24 protein-coding genes are annotated in these 19,181 nt (G+C 72.7%); 5 read left to right on the top strand and 19 right to left on the bottom strand.

The genetic code is table 11. The annotated features are described in order from the left end of the window. Position 1: 1 nt before the first annotated feature. From AB0O15_RS19325 to aroA, 5 genes are read right to left on the bottom strand one after another with little or no spacing between them, the layout of a single operon-like run. Complete coding sequence (locus AB0O15_RS19325; RefSeq protein ID WP_364320105.1) at positions 2-784, bottom strand: hypothetical protein; 783 nt, start codon at positions 782-784, stop codon at positions 2-4. Beyond that, positions 781-1,440, bottom strand: a complete 660-nt coding sequence (locus tag AB0O15_RS19320) for a hypothetical protein (RefSeq protein WP_364320103.1) — start codon at positions 1,438-1,440, stop codon at positions 781-783. Before AB0O15_RS19320 ends, AB0O15_RS19325 begins: the two co-directional genes overlap by 4 nt. Next, positions 1,437-2,306 carry a zf-HC2 domain-containing protein gene (locus AB0O15_RS19315; protein WP_364320101.1) on the bottom strand — a complete coding sequence of 290 codons (870 nt, stop codon included), beginning with the start codon at positions 2,304-2,306 and terminating at the stop codon, positions 1,437-1,439. The genes AB0O15_RS19320 and AB0O15_RS19315 overlap by 4 nt, the downstream gene beginning before the upstream one ends. Next, the gene (locus tag AB0O15_RS19310) at positions 2,303-2,851 is read right to left on the bottom strand and encodes an RNA polymerase sigma factor (RefSeq protein ID WP_364320099.1); all 549 of its coding nucleotides are present in this window, start codon (positions 2,849-2,851) and stop codon (positions 2,303-2,305) included. The genes AB0O15_RS19315 and AB0O15_RS19310 overlap by 4 nt, the downstream gene beginning before the upstream one ends. A 45-nt stretch (positions 2,852-2,896) precedes the next feature. Further along, entirely contained in the window at positions 2,897-4,171 is a 1,275-nt protein-coding gene (gene aroA, locus AB0O15_RS19305) for a 3-phosphoshikimate 1-carboxyvinyltransferase (RefSeq protein ID WP_364320097.1), read from the bottom strand. Positions 4,172-4,257: 86 nt separating this feature from the next. On the opposite strand from aroA, the gene AB0O15_RS19300 reads away from it, so the two are divergent. After that, positions 4,258-4,620, top strand: a complete 363-nt coding sequence (locus tag AB0O15_RS19300; RefSeq protein WP_364320096.1) for a hypothetical protein — start codon at positions 4,258-4,260, stop codon at positions 4,618-4,620. Here the strand turns inward: AB0O15_RS19300 and AB0O15_RS19295 are convergent. Then, on the bottom strand, positions 4,617-5,291 hold the full coding sequence (locus tag AB0O15_RS19295) for an NAD(P)-binding domain-containing protein (protein WP_364320094.1): 675 nt from the start codon (positions 5,289-5,291) through the stop codon (positions 4,617-4,619). The two genes, AB0O15_RS19300 and AB0O15_RS19295, sit on opposite strands and share 4 nt — an antisense overlap. A gap of 3 nt (positions 5,292-5,294) precedes the next feature. Continuing rightward, positions 5,295-6,329 carry an LLM class flavin-dependent oxidoreductase gene (locus tag AB0O15_RS19290; protein ID WP_364320092.1) on the bottom strand — a complete coding sequence of 345 codons (1,035 nt, stop codon included), beginning with the start codon at positions 6,327-6,329 and terminating at the stop codon, positions 5,295-5,297. A 79-nt stretch (positions 6,330-6,408) separates the two neighbouring features. Here AB0O15_RS19290 and AB0O15_RS19285 point away from each other — a divergent pair, with 79 nt between their 5' ends. Genes AB0O15_RS19285 through AB0O15_RS19270 form a run of 4 tightly spaced genes read left to right on the top strand, consistent with a single transcriptional unit; the run spans position 6,409 to position 8,641 of the window. After that, the gene (locus tag AB0O15_RS19285) at positions 6,409-6,867 is read left to right on the top strand and encodes a MarR family transcriptional regulator (protein ID WP_364320091.1); all 459 of its coding nucleotides are present in this window, start codon (positions 6,409-6,411) and stop codon (positions 6,865-6,867) included. A gap of 60 nt (positions 6,868-6,927) precedes the next feature. Further along, on the top strand, positions 6,928-7,602 hold the full coding sequence (locus AB0O15_RS19280) for a transglycosylase SLT domain-containing protein (protein WP_364320090.1): 675 nt from the start codon (positions 6,928-6,930) through the stop codon (positions 7,600-7,602). A gap of 25 nt (positions 7,603-7,627) precedes the next feature. Next, on the top strand, positions 7,628-8,221 hold the full coding sequence (locus AB0O15_RS19275; protein WP_364320088.1) for a hypothetical protein: 594 nt from the start codon (positions 7,628-7,630) through the stop codon (positions 8,219-8,221). 12 nt (positions 8,222-8,233) lie between these two features. Then, entirely contained in the window at positions 8,234-8,641 is a 408-nt protein-coding gene (locus AB0O15_RS19270; protein WP_364320086.1) for a TIGR03618 family F420-dependent PPOX class oxidoreductase, read from the top strand. Positions 8,642-8,645: 4 nt separating this feature from the next. Here the strand turns inward: AB0O15_RS19270 and AB0O15_RS19265 are convergent, their stop codons facing one another. From AB0O15_RS19265 to AB0O15_RS19210, 12 genes are all read right to left on the bottom strand, one after another. Next, complete coding sequence (locus tag AB0O15_RS19265) at positions 8,646-8,948, bottom strand: cytochrome P450 (RefSeq protein ID WP_364320084.1); 303 nt, start codon at positions 8,946-8,948, stop codon at positions 8,646-8,648. Next, a complete protein-coding gene (locus AB0O15_RS19260; RefSeq protein WP_364320488.1) occupies positions 8,920-9,561 on the bottom strand; it encodes a cytochrome P450 in 642 nt (213 codons plus the stop codon). Before AB0O15_RS19260 ends, AB0O15_RS19265 begins: the two co-directional genes overlap by 29 nt. A 199-nt stretch (positions 9,562-9,760) precedes the next feature. After that, positions 9,761-11,143: a cytochrome P450 gene (locus AB0O15_RS19255; RefSeq protein ID WP_364320082.1), complete on the bottom strand. Its 1,383-nt coding sequence runs from the start codon at positions 11,141-11,143 to the stop codon at positions 9,761-9,763. Positions 11,144-11,192: 49 nt separating this feature from the next. Continuing rightward, complete coding sequence (locus AB0O15_RS19250; protein WP_364320080.1) at positions 11,193-11,696, bottom strand: hypothetical protein; 504 nt, start codon at positions 11,694-11,696, stop codon at positions 11,193-11,195. 43 nt (positions 11,697-11,739) lie between these two features. Continuing rightward, a complete protein-coding gene (locus AB0O15_RS19245; RefSeq protein ID WP_364320078.1) occupies positions 11,740-12,366 on the bottom strand; it encodes a response regulator transcription factor in 627 nt (208 codons plus the stop codon). After that, positions 12,363-13,409: a sensor histidine kinase gene (locus tag AB0O15_RS19240; protein ID WP_364320076.1), complete on the bottom strand. Its 1,047-nt coding sequence runs from the start codon at positions 13,407-13,409 to the stop codon at positions 12,363-12,365. The genes AB0O15_RS19245 and AB0O15_RS19240 overlap by 4 nt, the downstream gene beginning before the upstream one ends. A gap of 5 nt (positions 13,410-13,414) precedes the next feature. Then, on the bottom strand, positions 13,415-14,953 hold the full coding sequence (locus tag AB0O15_RS19235; protein WP_364320074.1) for an FAD-binding oxidoreductase: 1,539 nt from the start codon (positions 14,951-14,953) through the stop codon (positions 13,415-13,417). 89 nt (positions 14,954-15,042) lie between these two features. After that, positions 15,043-15,684: a VOC family protein gene (locus AB0O15_RS19230; protein ID WP_364320072.1), complete on the bottom strand. Its 642-nt coding sequence runs from the start codon at positions 15,682-15,684 to the stop codon at positions 15,043-15,045. Positions 15,685-15,786: 102 nt separating this feature from the next. Next, positions 15,787-16,965 carry an ABC transporter permease gene (locus AB0O15_RS19225; protein ID WP_364320070.1) on the bottom strand — a complete coding sequence of 393 codons (1,179 nt, stop codon included), beginning with the start codon at positions 16,963-16,965 and terminating at the stop codon, positions 15,787-15,789. Beyond that, positions 16,965-17,618: an ABC transporter ATP-binding protein gene (locus tag AB0O15_RS19220; RefSeq protein ID WP_364320068.1), complete on the bottom strand. Its 654-nt coding sequence runs from the start codon at positions 17,616-17,618 to the stop codon at positions 16,965-16,967. The genes AB0O15_RS19225 and AB0O15_RS19220 overlap by 1 nt, the downstream gene beginning before the upstream one ends. Next, positions 17,615-18,652, bottom strand: coding sequence for a peptidoglycan-binding domain-containing protein (locus AB0O15_RS19215; protein ID WP_364320066.1), 1,038 nt, complete (start codon positions 18,650-18,652; stop codon positions 17,615-17,617). Before AB0O15_RS19215 ends, AB0O15_RS19220 begins: the two co-directional genes overlap by 4 nt. Beyond that, positions 18,652-19,140 carry a hypothetical protein gene (locus tag AB0O15_RS19210; RefSeq protein WP_364320064.1) on the bottom strand — a complete coding sequence of 163 codons (489 nt, stop codon included), beginning with the start codon at positions 19,138-19,140 and terminating at the stop codon, positions 18,652-18,654. The genes AB0O15_RS19215 and AB0O15_RS19210 overlap by 1 nt, the downstream gene beginning before the upstream one ends. Positions 19,141-19,181 lie beyond the last annotated feature (41 nt).

Below are 19,181 nucleotides of genomic sequence, written 5' to 3'. Positions count from 1 at the left end.
CCTAGCGACGAGGACGGACGGAGGCGGCGGCCAGCGCGAGCGCGGCCAGGACCAGCAGCACACCGATGGACAGCCAGGCGGTGACCGGGGTGGCCTCGGGGCGCAGGAAGTTCAGGGCGGCGCCGGGCACCGGGCCGGCGATCGTCTCGCCGCCGCGGATCCGGAAGCCGAGCAGCTCCTGCATCGGGTAGCTGCCGATCGGCGTGACGATGCTGTGGGCCAGGGTCGGCATGGTGTCCGGGGTGATCGAGTTGCCCCAGAACCAGTAGCCGACGAACAGCACGCGGAACAGCGGCGCCGGCACGACGAGCGGGACGGCCAGCGCGAACGCCCCGACGAACAGCACCGCCGGCAGGAGCACGAGGGCGAAGGCGGCGAGGGCCCAGCCCAGGGCGGCGAAACGGCCCGAGGCGATCGCGTACGCCACGGCGAAGCCGAAGTAGGCCAGCGCGACCGGCGCGGTGACGGCGGCGCACACCCCGAGGTACTTGCCGGTCAGCCGGGCCACCGGGGACGCCGGGGTGGCGTCCAGGATCGCCGCCACGCCCAGCCGGTGGTCGCGGACGAGGCGGTCGGCGAGCAGGCACCCGTACGCGACCGGCAGGAAGATGTTGACCAGCAGCGCGCCCGAGAGCATGGCGCCCTTGGGGTCGTCCTGCCGGATCACCTCGCGCACCTGCTGTGACCCGACCGCCGCGAGCAGCACGACGATCACGCCCAGGCTGACCCACAGCGATCGCTTCCGCAGCATCATCCGCAGCTCGTACCGCGCGGCCGTGATCACTCGGACTCCTCTTGGTAGGAACGCCCCGACAACAGCCACCCGCCGGCCCCGAGCACCACCGCGGTGCCGATCAGGGTGAGCCGGTTGACCGCCCACTCCTCCGGCGCCGCGCCCTGGGTGGTGGCGAACAGGAACAGCTGTTTCATGACGAAGTGCTGCTGGAAGGCCCCGCCGAACAGCTGCTCGACCAGCCACAGCACGGCGACGATCCCGCTCGCGGCGGCCGGGATCCGCAGCGCCGCCCCGGCCAGCAGCCCGAACGCGCCCAGCCACAGTCCCGGCGCCAGCCAGGTGAGCTGGCCGGCGACCGGCCCGCGGGTTCCCGGCCAGCCGTCCGCCACCAGGAGAACCGCCGAGATGGCGACGGCCACCAGCGCCGTCCACCCGGCGATCACGGCCAGCCGGCGCATCAGCGTCGACCGGTACGCCGTCGGCATCGTGAACTGCAGCTCGGCCGCCGGGTCCCGCCCGGCCAGCGCGGCGGCGCCCAGCCCGGCGGTCAGTGGCAGGCCCAGCTCCAGGAAGACGAACAGGTTCCGCAGTGGATGGTCGGCCCAGGTGATGACGACGAGGGCGCCGGCCAGCAGCGGTGGGCCGAGGACGGGGGCCCGGCCGGCCCGGCGGATCTCATGCCGCCACAGAGCGAGTGGTCTCACGTCAGGTAGGTAGCGCGCGAGTGCCGCACGGGTTCACCGCGACCGGCCACGATCACCGCGGCCACCGTCAGCACACCCGCCACGAGGCCGGTGACCAGGTTGGTCGACCACACCACGCCGGTCAGGTCGACCAGCCAGCCGGCCTGGGCGAGCACGCTGCCGGACAGCGCCCGCAGCGACCACAGGGTCAGCGCGGCCCCGATCGCGAGGTCCGGGCCGAACCACACCACCAGCAGCAGGGACAGGGCCGACAGCAGGGCCATCGGGCCCAGCCAGGCCACGACCAGGGCCCAGATCCCGGCCACCGAGCCGCCCAGCAGCGCCACGACGGCCGACGCGGCCAGGGCCAGGATCAGGTCGTACCCGAAGACCAGGGTGAGCCGGATCAGCAGGATCAGCCACTGCGCCGTCGGCGTCGCCGCCACCACCTCGAAGGCCGGGTCGTGCCGCGGCCCGTACACCCCGCTGACGCCGGCCGCGGCGACCACCGGCGCCACCAGGGCCAGCACGTCACCGGCCCCGCCGCCCTGCACCACGGCCAGGACCACGCCGAGCGCCATGACGAACGCCGACGCGACCAGCACCCGGACCCGGAGCAGCCGCAGCTCGGCCCGGACCAGATCAATATTCGGCCCTGATCCACCACGTGCCGGCGGGCCGACGGCTGACAGCACGCTGCGCGCCAGCACGCGGCGGATCAGGGCCGGGCCCGGCGGGGTCACGTCCGGGTCGGCGGCGGCGGCGATGCCGGCCCAGGCGGCCAGGTCGGCCCGGCAGCCGTCGCAGCCGGCCAGGTGCGCGTCGACCGTCGCCCGCTCGGCCGGCGTGAGCGTGCCGGCCGCGTACTCCATCAACCGCTCGTTCATTCCGGAACTCCCTGGCGACTGAGCAACTGGGCCAGCCTGGCCCGCGCGTGGTGCAGGCGGCTCTTGACCGTCCCCACCGGAACACCGAGGACCTCGGCCGCGTCGACGAGCGGCAGCCCCGCCACGAACACCAGCCCGATCACGTCCCGCTGATGGTCCGGCAGCCGCCCGATCGCCTCGGCCACCGGCGTCCCCCCGGCCGCGGCGATCGCCAGCTCGTCCGGTCCCGGCGTCCCATCGGGCCGATCAACAGCCTCGGCGGGTACGGGCGGAGCAACGTTCCGCAGCCGATTGTGCGCCTGCCGCCGAGCCACCCCGAACAGCCACGTGGTCACCCGCGCCCCGCCCGCGTAACTACCGGCCGACCGCCACACCGCGAGCATCGTGTCCTGCAGGATCTCCTCGGCCACCCCGCGGTCCCCGGCCAGCCGCAGCAGATACCCGAACAGCCGCCCCGAGTGCGCCTCGTACAGCCGCGTCAGCGCGGCACTGTCCCCCCGGGCCACCAGCCCGAGCAGCGCCGCGTCCACCTCGTCCGTACCCATCACCGGGTGAGTAGCGTCGCCCCGCGCCAAAGGTTCACCGCGCCTTCAGGAGGCCGGCGCCGCCTGACCGTCCACGAGCGTGTCCAGGTCGGTGAAGAAGTCCGGGTAGGTCTTGGCCACGCAGCCGGGGTCGCGGATCTCGATGCCGGGGACGCGCAGGCCCAGCAGGGCCAGGCTCATCGCCATGCGGTGGTCGTCGTAGGTCTCGAAGGCCACCGGCCGGGGCGTACCCGGGTTGATCGTGAAGCCGTCCTCGTCCTCGGTCGCGTCGATGCCGGCGCGGCGCAGTTCGGTGACCATGGCGGCGATGCGGTCGGTCTCCTTGCGGCGGATGAAGCCGATGCCCCGCACCCGGGTCGGCGAGGAGGCGAAGACGGCCACCGCGGCCAGCGTCTGCGCGGTGTCCGAGATGTCGGCCATGTCGACGTCGATGCCGTGCAGGGCGCCGGCCGACTCGACGGTGATCGAGTCCGCGCTCCGGGACACCGTGGCGCCCATCCGCGCGAGCACGTCGGCGAAGCGTACGTCGCCCTGCACGCTGTTCGCCCCCAGCCCGGCCACCGTGACCCGCCCACCGGCGACGGCCGCCGCGCCCAGCAGGTAGGAGGCCGCGCTGGCGTCGGGCTCGATGTCGTAGGCGCGCGCCCGGTAGGCGCCGGGCTCGACCGTCAACCCCTCGACGGGTACGCCGAACGCGCCCATCACCGCCTTGGTGATCTCGACGTACGGCACCGACACGAGTTCCGAGGTCAGCGCCACCTCGAGCCCGTCGTGCATGAACGGCCCGGCCATCAGCAGCCCGGAGAGGAACTGGCTGGAGACATTCCCGCTGACGTGCACCACGCCGCCGCGCATCGGGCCGCTGACCGCCGCGGGCAGGTAGCCGGGCTCGCCCAACTCCTCGACCTTGGCGCCGGCCTGCCGCAGCGCCTCGAGGACGGGCCCGAACGGCCGGGCCCGCAGCTGCGCCGAGCCGTCGACGACCGTGCGGGAGCCGAACAGCGCCGCCGCGGGCAGCACGAACCGCGAGGTCGTGCCCGACTGCCGCGCGTCGATCACCGCACCGGCGACCGGGCCGGCGCCCCCGCGCACCGTGATCGTGCGCGCGTCCGGAGAAGCGTCGACGACGGCGCCCAGCGCCACGGCGGCGTCCATCATGGCCCGGGTGTCGTCCGCGAACAGCGCCCCGCCCAGCGTGGACACGCCGGGGGCCAGCGCCGCGCACAGCACCGCCCGGTTGGTGATGCTCTTGGAGCCGGGCGGACGCACGGCAGCGTCGAGCGGACGGACGGCTGGTCTCACCATGCGGGAATCGGTCACGGGACAATTCTGCTGGCCACGGCTACCAGTGGGTAGGTGATTTTCCACATTGTGGGCGGAAAAGACGGCCGCGTAGGTTGGAGCCTGTGAAGTTCAAGCTGGACAGGCGCTCACTCATCATCGTGGCCGCCGTCGTCGTGGTGGGGTTCGCGCTGCTGGCCCGGGGCTGGGGCGGCGCGGGCGGCGCCCAGGAGCAGGCGCAGCCCCTCGACGCCGGGGCCAAGCAGGCCTGCGACGACTTCGAGGCCGGCCGCCGCGACGCGACCTCCTCGGCGAGCCGGCTCCAGCTGGCCGACAAGGTCGCGCTGTCGATCAAGGACACCGAGAACGACGCCGTCGCCGACGCCGCGCCCGCGCTCGGCCGCGACACCGACGACAACCGGCAGTGGCGGGTGCACGCCGACGCCTTCACCAAGACCTGCCGGCTCAACGGCTGGACGGCTCGCTAGCGGGCGGCGCGCCCCTCGGCGACCTGGCGGCCGTGCTCCGACTCAGGGTGGCGGTCGATCATCTCGCGGAGCGACGCGGCGTCGGTGTTCGCGCCGAACGTCTCGGCGCCGGGCTGCAGGCGTACCCCCTCGGCCAACGGCCCGGCCTGGACCGGGTCGAAGCCGAGCGCGTCGACGAAGGCCGCCACCGTCGCCAGCTCCGAAGCGGGGCCGGCCAGCGCGATCGCCTTACGGTCGGGCGCGCCCGGCGGCCGCGCCCCCGCTTCGAGATCGTGGTAGCCCATGTGGTTGAAGCCCTTCACCACCCGCGATTCCGGCAGGAAGGCCTGCACGATCTCGCTGGACGAGGTCCGCGGGTCGGTGAGGTCGTCGCGGACGCCGTCGATCTCCCACCAGTAGTTCATCGCGTCCACCACCAGCTTGCCGCGCAGCTGCTCGACCGGGACGGCCTGGTGCTTGCCCAGCGGCAGGGCCAGCACGACGATGTCGGCGCCCGCGGCCGCCTCGGCCGCGGTGACGGCCTTGGCGCCGGGCGTGAGGACGTCGACGATCAGCGCGATCCGGGCCGGGTCGCCGGAGCCGGCGATCAGCACCTGATAGCCGGCGGCGACGGCGAGCCGGGCCAGCACGGTGCCGACCTTGCCGGCGCCGAGGATGCCCACCGTGGTCATGGGTCAGCCCGCCAGGATGTCGCGGACCATCGGGATCACCTTCGAGCCGTACAGCTCGACCGCGCGGGTCCGGGCGCTGATCGGCTGGGGTCCGACCGTGTAGATCAGGTCGAAGCGGCCGACGTCGACCGCCTTGACCGAGGCGGCGATGCGGCGGGCCACCGTCTCGGGCGAGCCCACGTAGAGCGAACCGTCCGCGACCTCGTTGTTGAACGCGATCCAGCTCATCGGCGGCCAGCCGCGCAGCTTGCCGATGCGGTCCATCTGCTCCTTGTAGGCCGGCCAGAAGATCTCCTTGGCCTGCTCGTCGGTGTCGGCGACGAAGCCGGGCGAGTGCATGCCGACCGGGTACGCCTGCGTCTCGAGCTGTTCGGTGGCCCGGCGGTAGAGGTCGACGTACGGGGCGAAGCGCGCGGCCTGCCCGCCGATGATGGCCAGCATGAGCCGCAGCCCGTGCTGGGCGGTGCGCACCACCGACTGCGGTGAGCCGCCGACGCCGACCCAGGTGGTCAGCCGGCCGGACTCGGTCTTCGGGAACACCTCGATGTCGTCGAGCGCCGCGCGGGTGGTGCCGCTCCAGGTCACCGGCTTCTCGTCGAGCAGCTTGACGAACAGGTCGAGCTTCTCCTCGAAGAGCACGTCGTAGTCGCTCAGGTCGTACCCGAACAGGGGGAACGACTCGGTGAACGACCCGCGTCCGAGGATGGCCTCGGCCCGCCCGTTCGAGATCGCGTCGACGGTGGCGAACCGCTGGAACACCCGCACCGGGTCGTCCGAGCTCAGCACGGTCACGCCCGAGGCCAGTCTGATGCGCTGGGTACGCCCGGCGATGCCGGCGAGGACCGTCTCGGGGCTGGAGATCGAGTATTCCGGGCGGTGGTGTTCGCCCAGCGCGATCCCGTCGACGCCGGTCTGGTCGGCGAGGACGGCCTCCTCGATCACCTGACGGATCGCGGCGGCCTGCGAGACGGGCTCTCCCGAGTCGCCCACCGGCACGTCGCCGAAGGTGTCGAGACCCATCACGAGGTTGCTGCTCATGGTTCCTGCCCTCCACTGGCTGACACGTCAACTAAAGCATGATGTAATTGACACGTCAAACACCGAGGGAGGCACGGTTATGCCCGGGACGCGACGGCTGCCCTCCCGCCACGAGCTGGCCATGTGGCGGGAGTTCATCGAGGCGACGGAGCTGCTGCGGACGGCGGTGGCGGCGCGCCTGCAGGAGGACACCGGCCTGTCCATGGGCGACTACACCGTGCTGCTGGCGCTGAGCGAGGCGGCGGACCGGCGCTACCGCTCCTCCGACCTGGCCGCGGCCATCGGCTGGGAACGCAGCCGCCTCTCCCACCACCTGGGCCGCATGGAACGGCGCGGCCTGATCCGCCGGGAACACTGCGATGCCGACAGCCGGGGCTCCTGGATCAGCCTGGAGCCGGCCGGCGACCGGGCCTTCCACGCCGCCACGGCGCCCCACCTGCGGGCCATCCGCGAACTGTTCGTGACCGCGCTCACCGATGAGCAGGTCGCCGCGGCCGGCGAGGTGGCCGCGGCCCTGCGCCGGCACCTCACCGGCTGACCGGTTTTCCTTCCGCCCCACGCTCGTTGATACTTTGTCGGCCACGGCGAAGGGATCGATGTGAGGCTGTTCAACGCGGTCGGTGTGCGGGTCGTCTCGGTCGGCCTGCTGGTGGCCGGTGTGGTCGGCGGGGTCCACCTCGCCGGGGTGCGCTCCGACCAGCGGCAGAGCGCCCACTCGCGGCTTGTGCTGCAGGCCGGCGAGGACGAGGCGCAGCTGCTGAACGCGCGGCAGAACCAGGTCGCCGCCGCCCGGGCCTGGGAGCGTCAGGCCGAGAGCCAGGCCGCGGTCCGGGCCGCCGCCGCGGCGAAGGACTCCGCGCGCCGGGCCCGGGCCGTCGAGAAGAAGGCCAAGGAGAAGAAGAAGAAGACGCCGAAGCCCACCAACGGCACGGTCCCCTACTCCGGGCCGATCCCGTCCTCCTGCACGGAGTACAGCGGCAACCGCAAGACCGGCTGCGCGCTGATGCTCGCCGGCGGCTTCGCGATCGACCAGTTCCCGTGCCTCGAGAAGCTGTGGAAGCACGAGAGCGGCTGGAACCACAAGGCCGAGAACAAGGGCAGCGGCGCGTACGGCATCCCGCAGGCCCTGCCCGGCAGCAAGATGGGGTCGATCGCCTCGGACTGGCGCACCAACCCGGCGACCCAGATCAAATGGGGCCTGGGGTACGTCAAGAAGCGCTACAAATCACCCTGCGGCGCGTGGTCCCACTTCCAGAGCGCGGGCAACTACTAGGGCCCACATCGTAAAGTATCGATCTATGCGCAGACTGATCGTGGCGGCGGCCGTCGCCCTGGTGACCCTGATCCCTGCCCCGGCGAACGCCGCGAACACCGGGTCGCGCGAGTGTGCGACCCCGTCGATCGACCGTTACCAGCAGTGGCTGGCCGCCGGCGAGGGCACCACCGTCCCGGCCACCGGCAGCATGCTGGTGCCCATCCACCACGGCCGTGACTACGCCGCCCGGATCACCTTCCTCAACGAGGAGTGGCACGTGGCCGTCCTCTGGCTGGGCAACCAGTTCGAGGCGCAGGCCGACCTGTCGCGGTCGGCCGGGTTCTGGCTGACGTACAGCGCGACCGACGATCTGTGGGTTCAGCTCCGCCCGGCCTCGCACTGGAGCGGCGGCGCCCAGTGGGCCACCGCGATCCCGTCCACCCACGGGCGCGTGGCGGCCCGGTTCTTCAGCCTGCGTCCCGGCGCCTGGACGTCGGTGCCCGAACTGGGTGAGCCCGCCCACCCGTTCGCCACCGCCCGCGGCGAGGCCCGGGGCCTGGTCTTCGTCGGCAAGACCGCCAACGAGCTCGACTTCCGTGGCCTCCGGGTCCACCGCTACACGCCGCCGTGCCTGTGAGAGGCTGGCCGGATGTCGATCACTCCGCTGCCCGCTGAGATCCTCGAGTTCCTCCGGAAGCCGAACCCCGCGGTGATGGCCACCCTCGCGGCCGACGGCCGGCCGGTGACCGTCGCCACCTGGTACCTGCTGGAGGACGACGGCCGGATCCTGCTCGGGCTCGACGCGTCCCGGGCCCGGATCAAGCACATGGAGAACGACCCGCGCGTCTCGCTGACCGTGCTGGCCGACGACTGGTACACCCACGTCAGCCTGCAGGGCCGGGTCGAGCCGTTCCGCGACGACGAGGGCCTGCGCGACATCGACCGGCTGTCACAGCACTACGGCGGCGCCCCCTACCCGAACCGGACCAGCCCCCGGGTCAGCACCCACCTGATCGTCGAGCGCCACCACGGCTGGGGCGCGCTGAAGGGCAGGTGACGCGTCAGGCCCGCGGGCGGGCGCGCAGGTAGAGGTTGGCCGGGAAGGTGGCGAAGGCCACGCGCTCGGTCACCGGCGGGCCCGAGCGGTCGGGCGCCAGGTCGAACGCGCGGCCCAGCACCGACGTCACCATGGCCGCCTCGATCATGGCCAGGTTGCGGCCGGGGCAGAAGCGCGGGCCGTTGCCGAACGGCGCGAACGGCAGCGACTCCTTCGGCAGGCTCCCCTCGAGCCAGCGCGCCGGGCGGAACTCGTCCGGGTCGGGGAAGCGGGCGGTGTCACGCCGAGCGCCGTACGACGCCAGCACGATGATCGGCTGACCCTTGGCCAGAAACAGCTCGGTGCCGTCGCGGCCGGTCAGGGTGATGTCCTCGATCGGCTGGGCGCCGACGATCGGCGCGCGCCTCCATCTCGCGGACGGTGGCGTCGAGCCGCCGGTCCTGCGGCAGCCGGATGCGCCGCCAGTACGGGACGGGTGAGTTGATGCGCCGGGTGAAGGCCGGGAAGATCATCGGGATCCGGCGGTGCAGCCCGTCGCCGGTGGCTTCCAGCGAGTTCAGGTCGTAGCCCATGGCCAGCCCGGACGTCACGTCGAGGGTGTAGCGCATCATCCGGTCGAGCACGTCGATCCGCTCACCGGACGCGGCCATGCTCCCCCATTGGCGCAGCAGCCGCTCAGTGACCATGGTGATCGTGGCGAAGTACTGCCGCAGGTACGCGACGTTCAACGACTGGGTGGCCACCTTGCGGAGCCGCCGCCAGCGGTCACCCTCGGCGGTGAACACGCCCGGCAGGATGATCTCGGAGTTGCGCCGGTTGCGCTGGAAGGCGTCCGGGCGGCGGCGCAGGATCACATCGGCGTGCGCCGGGTCGGCCGTGACGATCACGGTGTTGCCGCCCAGGCGGACGCGGAAGGTCAGCCCGAACTCGTCGGTTCACCGCTCCAGCACCCGGTGTTGCTTCTGGCCCCGGCTGAGCTCCGGCACATTCCCGACGAACGGGAGAGGCTTGGGTCCGGGAAGGGCGCTCACGCTCTCGGGCATGTCACCCAGTGTCCCCATCGGAGGCCGCACGGTTCCACCCTTCTGCCCCGATCGGCGGTCGATGCTGCCCGGCGGGTCAGGCGCGTGCGCGTACCCGGAGGTGGAGGTTGGTCGGGAACACCGTGAAAGCCATCCGTTCCTCGACCGGGCCGGCCGTGTGGTCCGGGATGAAGTCGAAGGCGCGGGCGAGCACCGAGGTCACGATCGACGCCTCGATGATGGCCAGGTTGCGGCCGGGGCAGAAGCGCGGCCCGTTGCCGAACGGCGCGAACGGCAGCGCCTCGGTCTTCACGGCGCCGTCCAGCCAGCGCGAGGGGCGGAACTGGTCCGGGTCGGGGAAGCGGGCGGTGTCACGCCGAGCGCCGTACGAGGTCAGCAGAAAGAGCGTGGTGCCTTCGGCGAGGAACAGGTCGCCGAGCGTCATGTCATGTTTGGTCTCGACACCGAGGTACGGCGCGACCGGACGCAGCCGCAGCACCTCGTTGACCACCGCCTCGGCGTACTTCAGCCGGCCGACCGTGCCCGGGTCGGTGGGCAGCCGCTGGTCACCGAGCACCTCGTCGGCCTCGGCCCGGACCTTCTCGTGGACGTCCGGGTTCTCGGCCAGATAGTGCAGCGCCCACGCCGCGGTCGACGAGGTGGTGTCCTCCCCGGCCAGCAGCATGGTCAGCACGTTCCCGAAGACCTCGTCGTCGGTGATCCCGGGCTCGTTCTCGATCGGCTTCACCAGCGCCTCGAGGAAGTTCGACGGCGGTTCGCCCGCGGCCACCCGTACCCTCGCCTGCGCGAAGCGCTCCTTGACGATCGCCTCGATCTCGCCGACCGTGCCGTCGAGCCGCCGGTCCTGCGGCAACTTGACGTAGCGCCAGTACGGGAAAGCCGCGTTGATGCGCCGGGAGAACGCGGGGAACAGCATCGGGACCCGGCTGTGCAGGCCCTCGCCGGTGTTCTCCAGCGCGTTCAGGTCGTGGCCCATGGCCAGCCCGGACGTCACGTCGAGGGTGTAGCGCATCATCCGGTCGAGCACGTCGATGGACTCACCGCTCCCGGCGGCGGTCTCCCACTGCCTCAGCAGGCGCTCGGTGACCATGGTGATCGTGGTGAAGTACTGCCTCAGGTAGGCCACGTTCAACGACTGCGCGGCGACCTTGCGCAGGCGGCGCCACTTGTCGTCCTCGGCGGTGAACACGCCGTGCGCGGCGATCTCGTCGATCACGTCGGACACCCGCGCGCTACGCCGGAAGGCATCCGGACGCTTGCGCAGCGCCACGTCCACGATCGCCGGGTCGGCGGTGCCGATGACGTCGCTGCCGCCGAGGCGGAACCGGAAGGTCGGCCCGAACTCGTCGGCCCACCGGTCGAGCACCCGGTGGGAAACCTGGCCCCGGACGAACTCGGCCAGGTTGCCCACGAGGGGAAGCGGTCGGGGTCCGGCGAGGGCGCTCACGGTCGTAGCCATGCCGCCCAGTGTCCTCGTCGGACAGCTGCTCGGAAAGTCGGAAATTCGACTATTCGCCGAACTTGAGCTCCGCGCCGGCCGCCTTGCACGCGGCTTCGACATCGCTCGCCGCCTTGGTCAGGGCATCGCCGTCGGCCGCCTTGGCCGGGTCGGCGGCGGCCGAGGCCTTCTTGAGCTCCGTACCCATGACCTGGAGATCCTTGGCGACCTTGCTGTCGCCGCCGCCCGACGCCTCGGTCAGCCCGCCGGCGAAGTCCTCGAGGTACTTCCGGTAGCTGGCCGAGGTCTGGGCCTCGCCCGACTTGATCCCGGCGAGCAGGTCGTCCTTGAACTTCACCCCGGCCTTCTGCGCCGTCTCGCACCGTTCCTTGTCGCTCTTCGCCGCGCCGCCGGTCGCGGCCGGAGGGGCCGAGGTGACCAGGGACGAGGTGGCGGGCGCGGGGCCCGACGGCGCGGAGCTCGGGGCGCCGGCCGGCGTCTCGTCGCCACAGGCGGCCAGGCCGAGCGCGGTCACGGCGACACATGCCAGTGATGCGGTACGAATAAGCTTCACGGCCGGGGACCGTAGCCGATGCCCGCCGGGTCGGCGACCCCGTTCACCGCGAGCGCGGGGTCAGCAACCCGCGGTGGAAGGCCTCGGTGACCGCGGCGGCTCGATCGTTGACGTTCAACTTGGCATAGATGTTGAGCAGGTGGGACTTGATCGTCGCCTCGGTGAGGAAGAGCCGCGCCGCGGCCGACTTGTTCGAGGCGCCGGCCGCCACCAGCTCCAGCACCTCCAGCTCGCGCCGGCTGAGCGGGCCGGGCGCGGGCTTCCGGACCCGGTTCATCAGCAGCGCGGCCACCGACGGCGCCAGCACCGACTCGCCGCGGGCGGCGGCCCGGACGGCACGCAGCAACTCGTCGCGGGGCGCGTCCTTGAGCACGTAGCCGATGGCGCCGGCCTCGATCGCGGGCAGCACGTCGCTGTCCGTGTCGTACGTGGTCAGCACCAAGACCCGGGCATCCTCGAGGTTCGCGATGGCCTGCACGCCGTCCATGCCGGGCATCCGGAGGTCCATCAGAACCACGTCGGGTCGCAGCTCGTCGAAGAGGCGCACCGCCTCGGCCCCGTCGGACGCCTCGCCCAGCACCTCGAACCCCGGGTCACGGGCGAACATGCTGCTCAGGCCGTCCCGCACGACCGGGTGATCGTCGACGATGAGCAGCTTGACCGGGCTCACGTGGGCACCCGGGCCGAGATGCCAGTGCCGGCGCCCGGCTCGGACTCGACCGCCAGCGTGCCGGCCACACCGGTGATCCGCTCCCGCATGGCCGTCAGGCCGTAGCCGCCGGACCGCCTGGCCGGCTCGAAGCCCACGCCGTCGTCCCGCACGTCCAGCGCCATCTCCGCCTCCAGGAACGACAGGGTCACGCCGACCCGGGTCGCCCGCGCGTGTCTGGCCACGTTGGCCAGCGCCTCCTGCACGATGCGCAGCAGGGCCGTCTCGACCTCGGCGCCCAGCGCGAACGGCGTACCCGTCGTGGTGACCTGGACCGGGATGTCGTGCCGGGCCGACCACCGCTCGGCGACCCCGGACACCGCCTCGCCCAGGCGCGCCGAGGTCAGCGGCTCCGGGCGCAGCGCGTCCACCGACCGCCGCGCCTCGGTCAGGCTCTCCCGGGCCAGATCGATCGCGGCAGTGGTGTGCCGGCGGCGCTGCCCGGGGTCGTCATCCAGGTGCTCGGCCGCCCGCAGCTGGGTGACGATGCCGGTCAGGCCCTGGGCCAGGGTGTCGTGGATCTCCCGGGCCAGGCGCCGGCGTTCCTCCTGCACACCGGCGTCGCGGGCCCGCACGAGCAGTTGCTCCTGGAGCGCGGCGTTCTCGGCCTTGGATCGTTCCAGGCGCCGCTCGTACCAGGCGAACGCGCACATCGGGCCAGCGTTCCCGGCGATCACGGCGACCCAGATGAGTACGCCGAGCAGCGTGGTGCGGTCCACGCCATACGTCTGGGCGGTGGCCGCCACCACCGCCACCGCGCCCACCGCGATCGGCCGCCGCAGCTTGAACGCTCGGACATAGAGCACCGGCGTGAAGAACCCGAACCACGCGGCCGGGACCACCAGAACGCCGGTGGTCAGGACGAGCGCGGCCAGGAACACCGGTCGCCGCAGCGGCAGCAGCACGGCCGGCAGGCCACAGAGGACCAGCTCCCACGAGACACCGTGGACATGCGCGGTGACCCCGGTCAGCACCGCCAGGAGGGCGTAGGCACCGATCGTCACGGACATCACTCTATGGACAGCGCGTGCCGGAAGACGCCCCGCGGATCCCACGTGGCCTTGATCCGGCGCAGCCGCGGGTAGTTGTCGCCGTGGTAGAGCCGCTGGGCCGGGATGCCCGAGGTGTTCCAGGCCGGGTCGGCCAGGTCGGCGTCGGCGTAGTTGATGTACGAACCGTCCGGCGGCACGCCTCCGCTGGTGGCGTACACGTCGCGGTAGAACTCCCGCACCCAGGCCAGACTGGCCGCGTCGTCGGCCTCGTTCGCCCAGACCGTCTGGTAGACCACCTTCATCACCGCGTCCCGCTGCGCGATGGCGGTCGCCGGGGCGCGCACCGCGCCGACCTGACCGCCGTACCCGATGAGCAGCATCCCCGCCTGCGGTCCGCCGCTGTCGTTGGTCAGGTGCCGGTAGATCGTGGCGAGCTGCGCCTCGGTGTAGCCGCGCGTCAGGTAGCCGGCCTTGATCTTGTAGCGCCGGGTCACCACGTCGCCCGCCTCGCCGCTGCCCGGCCAGGTCATCCGGTGCAGCCAGGACAGCGTGTCGCGCTGCTCGAAGACCGGCGTCAGGCCGGTGCCGGCGGTCACCGCGACGATGAACTCGCTCATCCGGCCGGCGATGCCCGGCAGGTCGGCGTCGGCCTGCACGACCAGCATGACCGTCCCGCCGGAGCGGTGCGAGGGCTGCAAGATCCCGTAGACTCCCTGGTACGCGGAGCCGGGCGCGCTGTGGCGTTCGTGCCAGGCGCCGAAGTTGCGCAGCAGCCCGGTGAACGAGGTCTCGGTGAGCTGTTCCCACGACCAGAAGAGCACGTGCTGGAGCATGTTCTGCGGCGACGGCGGCAGTTCGCTCTCCATGTTCTCGGAGCGCAGCCAATAGCGGGTGACCACGCCGAAATTACCGCCGCCCCCACCGGTGTGCGCCCACCACAGGTCGCGGTTCGGGTCGTCCGGCTCGCGGGTGGCGACCACCCTGCGGGCCCGGCCGTCCCGGTCGGCCACCACGACCTCGACGCCGTGGAGGTGATCGACCACCGAGCCGTAGCGCCGGGACAGCGGCCCGTATCCCCCGCCCACGATGTGCCCGCCCGCACCGACCCCGGGGCAGCCGCCGCCCGGGACGGTCACGCCCCACCCCTTGAACAGCGCCCGGTACACCTCGCCGAGCGTGGCGCCGGGCTCCACGAAGAACGCTCGCCGCCGCTCGTCGTAGCCGACCCCGTTCATCGGCCCGAGGTCGAGGAGCATCCGGACGTCGGGGCCGGCGGTCAGATTCTCGAAACAATGACCACCGCTGCGTACGGCGATCCGCTTGTCGCCACGCACCGCGTCCGACACCGCCCCCACCACCTGGTCGGCGTTCGTGGCCACGCGGATCTCGTCCGGCCGCCCCGCGAACCTGAAGTTGTTGCCGCGCAACAGGTTCTCGTATCGCCGGTCGCCCGGCCGGATCGCGACCGCCGGCGGTGTGGTGCGGAGCTTGGCCGGCGGGATGCCCGCCGCCAACGCTCCCGTTGCGGCCAGGACCGTGCGTCGGCTCAGATTCATGCCCCTCAGCCTCGCGGCCGGAGCGCGCCCGCACATCGACCCGGCTACCGGTCCGGCGGCTGAGCCGTCCCCTCAACCGGATGGCTGAGTCACTCCACCGTGACCGAGAACTCGTTGCCGTCCGGGTCGGTCATCGTGGTGTCGTCGAGCCGGGTCGCGCCGAGCGAGACGAGCCGCTCGACCTCCGCGGCCGACGCCACCAGCTCGAAGCGCGGCTCGCGCCCGCTCTTCGGGTTGAGGGGCGGCCCGCCCCACGAGATCTTCGTGCCGCCCTCAGGCGACTGGATCGCGGTCTCCTGGTCCTGATCCCAGACCAGCGGCCAGCGCAGCGCCGCGCTCCAGAAGAGCCCCACCTCCCGCGTCCCGTCGCAGGCCACCGCCCCGATGAACCCGGTGCCGGCCAGGAAGTTGTTGCCCGGTTCGATGACGTCGAACTCGTTGCCCTCGGGGTCGGCCAGCACCACGTGCTTCTCCTCGGGGAGCTGGCCCACATCGATGTGCCGGGCGCCGGCCTTGATCGCCCGGTCCACGATCGCCTCCTGATCGTCCGGCGACATGCTGGTCAGGTCGAAGTGCATGCGGTTGTGGCCGGCCTTCTCGGCCGCCGACGGCCGGAAGCGGACCGGGAAGGGCGGGCCGGCCGGGTCGCGGCCGAGAACCACGGTCCAGAACCGTTCGAGGCGTTCCGGGTCATGCGCGCCGAAACAGAAGGCGGACAGCTGAGACGTCATCACCGGAGCCTAGGTCCTGTCGCAAATTCAATCCCAGTCGTTTTGCCCCGGAAGCGAATTTGAGACAGGACCTAGGAGCGGGCCGGGCCGCCCGCAGCCGAGTTACCGGGCCAGCGCCTCGGTCGGGGCCAGCCGGGCCGCTCGCGCGGCCGGGTAGAGCCCGGCGACCACGCCGACCAGGATGGTCGCGGCCAGGCCGCCGCCCAGGGCCCACGGCGGCAGGGCCACCGGCCAGGAGCGCCACCACGACCAGCCCGCGGTGACCAGGGCGCCGGTCGCCGCGCCGGCCAGGCCGCCGACCGTGGAGAGCAGCAGGGACTCGGTCAGGAACTGCTGGCCGATGTGCGCGCCGGTGGCGCCCAGGGCGCGGCGCAGGCCGATCTCGCCACGCCGTTCCAGGACCGAGATGACCATCGTGTTGGCCACACCCACGCCGCCCACCAGCAGGGCCACCGCGCCCAGGCCGAGCAGCAGGCCGTTCAGGGCCGAGTCGGTGGCCCGGGCGGCGGCCAGCGCGTCGGACGGGCGGGACACCTTCACCTCGTTGGGGGCGGCCGGGTTGACGGTGGGGCCGAGCAGGCGGCGGACCTGCTCGACGGCCGCCTCGTCGGACCGCGTGTAGAGCATGGTCGGGTGGCCGTCGAAGCCGAGCCGGGTGGTGGCGGTCGACCAGTCGACCAGCGCGGCCGAGTCGAGCTCGGGGGCCAGCGGCGCGGCGGCGAGGATGCCCACCACCGAGAACCACTGGCCGCCCAGCCACAGCCGTTGGCCGGGGGCGTGGACGCCGAGCCGCTCGGCCGCGCCGGCGCCGAGCACCACCGCGGGCGAGCCGGGTTTGGTGGTGGTGAGCCAGCGGCCGCGGGCCAGCCGCGCCTCCAGGGTGGCGAGCAGGTCGGGGCGGGCGGCCAGCACGGTGACGCTGCTGGACTCGGCCACCGGGATGTACTCGTTGCGGTAGACCTTGGCGTCCAGCTTGCCGGTGGCGCTGACCGACCGCACCGCGGCGATCCGGCCGGCCATCGCGGGCGACTCGGGCGGCAGGACCGCCGCGTCGCCACCGAAGGTCTCGCCGGGCGTCACGGTGAGCAGGTTGGTGCCCAGGGCGGCCAGGGACCGGTCCAGGTCGGCCCGGCTGGAGGCCGAGATGCCGACGACCGCGAGCATCGCCGCGATGCCGATCGCGATCCCGGCCGCCGAGAGCACCATGCGCATCGGGCGGGCCCGCAGGCCGGCGGCGCCGAGGCGGAGGATGTCGGCCGCGGCCAGGCGTGCCGGCCGCATCAGCTCACCAGCTTTCCGTCGCGCAGCGCGATGCGCCGGGGCAGGGCGGCCGCGAGGTCGCGGTCGTGGGTGATCACGACCGTGGTCGTGCCGGCGCGATGCAGGTCGCGCAGCAGGCCCATGACCGCCGTGCCGGAGGCGGAGTCCAGGTTGCCGGTCGGCTCGTCGGCGAGCAGCAGGGCCGGGGCGGCGACCACCGCGCGGGCGATCGCGACCCGTTGCCGCTCGCCGCCGGACATCTCGTGCGGCCGGTGCCGGGCGCGGTGCCCGAGGCCGACCTGGTCCAGCGCGACCCGGGCGCGGTCCCGGCGCTCGCCGCGGCGCACGCCGGTGTAGAGCAGGCCGTCGGCCACGTTGTCCAGGGCGGACACCCCAGCGGCCAGGTGGAACTGCTGGAAGACGAAGCCGATGGTACGGGCGCGGAGGGTGGACAGCGCCCGGTCCTTGAGCGTGGCGATGTCGTGCCCGGCGATGCGCACCGCGCCGGCCGACGGGCGGTCGAGCGCCCCGAGCAGGTGCAGCATCGTCGACTTGCCGGAGCCGGACGGCCCGACCACGGCCAGCATCTCGCCCGCCTCGACCGACAGCGACACGTCGTCCAGGGCGGTCACCCCGCCCGGATAGACCTTGTGGACGTTGCTCATCGTGATCACGCCGGCATCCCCACCGTCATGCCCTCGGCCAGGCCGGCCCCGCGTACCTCGACCTTGCCGTCGGCGAACAACCCCACCTCGACCGGCAGGAACCGGGTCCCGCCGCCCTCGACCACCTCCAGCCCGTAGCCGCCCTCGGCCAGCGCGACCAGCGCGGCGACGGGCACGGTGAGCACGTTCTTGCGGCGCTCGCTGACGTACGTCGCGGTGACCGGCCCTTCGCGCAGCTTGCCGAGCGGGGCGCCGTCACCCAGCGCGACGGTGACCGGGACCGTGGGCTCCTCCCCCGGATCCTTCGGCTCGGCCTTCGCGCCGATCGACGTCACGGTGCCGGGCGTCTCCTTGCCGTTGGGCAGCGTGACCGTGACCTTGACGCCGGCCTGCGCCCAACCGGCCTGGTCCGCCTCCAGTTTGACCGTGACCACCGACCCGGCCCGGGTGTACGTCAGCACCTCGCCGGTGGCCGGCGCTCCCGGGCGCACCTTGAGAGCGGCCACCCGGATCGCGTCGTCGGCCACCACCAGCCACGACGGGTCGACCACCCCGGTCTCCTTCCGGCCCAGATCCTTCTGCCACCGCCGCACGGCCTTGGCGGTCAGCGCGGTGTACTCGTCGTCGGCCGTGAAGCCGTCGTAGCCGAGGTCGCGCAGGTTGCGTTCCAGCAGGGCCACGTCCGGGCCCTCGAGACCCGGACGCAGCTCGCGGTACATCGGCAGCGGCCCGTAGAGCAGGACGACCGGAAGGTTGTCGGCGCGCAGCACGGTGCCGCCGCGCTTGACGGTCGCGCCGGCCTTGGGGAGCCAGGTGACCGTGCCGGGGGCCTTGGCGGCGATCGGCACCTCCTCGCCGTACCCGAGCTCGCCGTCGACCGTGACCGAACCCGACAACGTCTCGCGCTCGACCGTCGTGGTGGCCGCTGGTCCGGGTGAGGTACCGGTCGCCGGGCCGGGATCGCGCAGCACGACCGCCGCCGTGCCCGCTCCGGCCAGCGCGACCACGGCCGTGGTCACCCCGATGACGGTTCGGCGGCCCATCAGCCCACCTGGATGGCCGGCATGGTGCCGCCGCACTTCTTGGTGGCCGCCAGCATCTTGTCCCGGCTCAGCGGAACACTCGGGTCCATCGGCACCGCGCCGGTCTCCGGGTCGGGGTCGGGGAAGTTGGGCAGCCCGTTCTCCCGGAAGCATTTGGCCTGCGCGCGAGACTTCTCCAGCTCTTCCGCCGACGGCTTCGGCGGGTCGCCGGCCGCGCCGACCGGGAGCAGGTCACGGCACTTCTCCGAGGCGGCCTCGATCGTCTTCATCTCGGGCGAGCCGACCTTCATCGCGGGCAGGCCGGGCATGCCCTCGCCGGTCGGGTCGGGCATGTCGACGCCGTTGGCGCGCATGCATTTCGCGTACGCCCGCATCTGCGTCACCTGGTCGGCCGACGCCGACGGGGCGGGCGCGGCTCGGTCCTCGGTTCCGGAACAACCCCCGAGCGCGAAGGTCACCAGCAGCAGGGGCACAACGAATCGCTTCATGCCGCCCAGCACACCGGGTCGCCCGTAAGATCATCATCAGC

The organism is Actinoplanes sp. NPDC089786, from assembly GCF_040684855.1.
Classification (GTDB): domain Bacteria; phylum Actinomycetota; class Actinomycetes; order Mycobacteriales; family Micromonosporaceae; genus Actinoplanes.
Note: the sequence above shows the minus strand (reverse complement) of the source record. Positions and strands in the feature narration are given on the sequence as shown.

What these genes read in the sequence shown, in the direction of transcription:
- AB0O15_RS19285 (WP_364320091.1), top strand. Translation starts at nt 6,409, where the DNA reads ATGCCCGGGACGCGACGGCTGCCCTCCCGCCACGAGCTGGCCATGTGG.
- AB0O15_RS19215 (WP_364320066.1), bottom strand. Translation starts at nt 18,652, where the DNA reads ATGGGCCGCCGAACCGTCATCGGGGTGACCACGGCCGTGGTCGCGCTG.
- AB0O15_RS19230 (WP_364320072.1), bottom strand. Translation starts at nt 15,684, where the DNA reads ATGACGTCTCAGCTGTCCGCCTTCTGTTTCGGCGCGCATGACCCGGAA.
- AB0O15_RS19210 (WP_364320064.1), bottom strand. Translation starts at nt 19,140, where the DNA reads ATGAAGCGATTCGTTGTGCCCCTGCTGCTGGTGACCTTCGCGCTCGGG.
- AB0O15_RS19295 (WP_364320094.1), bottom strand. Translation starts at nt 5,291, where the DNA reads ATGACCACGGTGGGCATCCTCGGCGCCGGCAAGGTCGGCACCGTGCTG.
- AB0O15_RS19270 (WP_364320086.1), top strand. Translation starts at nt 8,234, where the DNA reads ATGTCGATCACTCCGCTGCCCGCTGAGATCCTCGAGTTCCTCCGGAAG.
- AB0O15_RS19275 (WP_364320088.1), top strand. Translation starts at nt 7,628, where the DNA reads ATGCGCAGACTGATCGTGGCGGCGGCCGTCGCCCTGGTGACCCTGATC.
- AB0O15_RS19235 (WP_364320074.1), bottom strand. Translation starts at nt 14,953, where the DNA reads ATGAATCTGAGCCGACGCACGGTCCTGGCCGCAACGGGAGCGTTGGCG.
- AB0O15_RS19290 (WP_364320092.1), bottom strand. Translation starts at nt 6,329, where the DNA reads ATGAGCAGCAACCTCGTGATGGGTCTCGACACCTTCGGCGACGTGCCG.
- AB0O15_RS19225 (WP_364320070.1), bottom strand. Translation starts at nt 16,965, where the DNA reads ATGCGGCCGGCACGCCTGGCCGCGGCCGACATCCTCCGCCTCGGCGCC.
- AB0O15_RS19255 (WP_364320082.1), bottom strand. Translation starts at nt 11,143, where the DNA reads ATGGCTACGACCGTGAGCGCCCTCGCCGGACCCCGACCGCTTCCCCTC.
- AB0O15_RS19315 (WP_364320101.1), bottom strand. Translation starts at nt 2,306, where the DNA reads ATGAACGAGCGGTTGATGGAGTACGCGGCCGGCACGCTCACGCCGGCC.
- AB0O15_RS19310 (WP_364320099.1), bottom strand. Translation starts at nt 2,851, where the DNA reads ATGGGTACGGACGAGGTGGACGCGGCGCTGCTCGGGCTGGTGGCCCGG.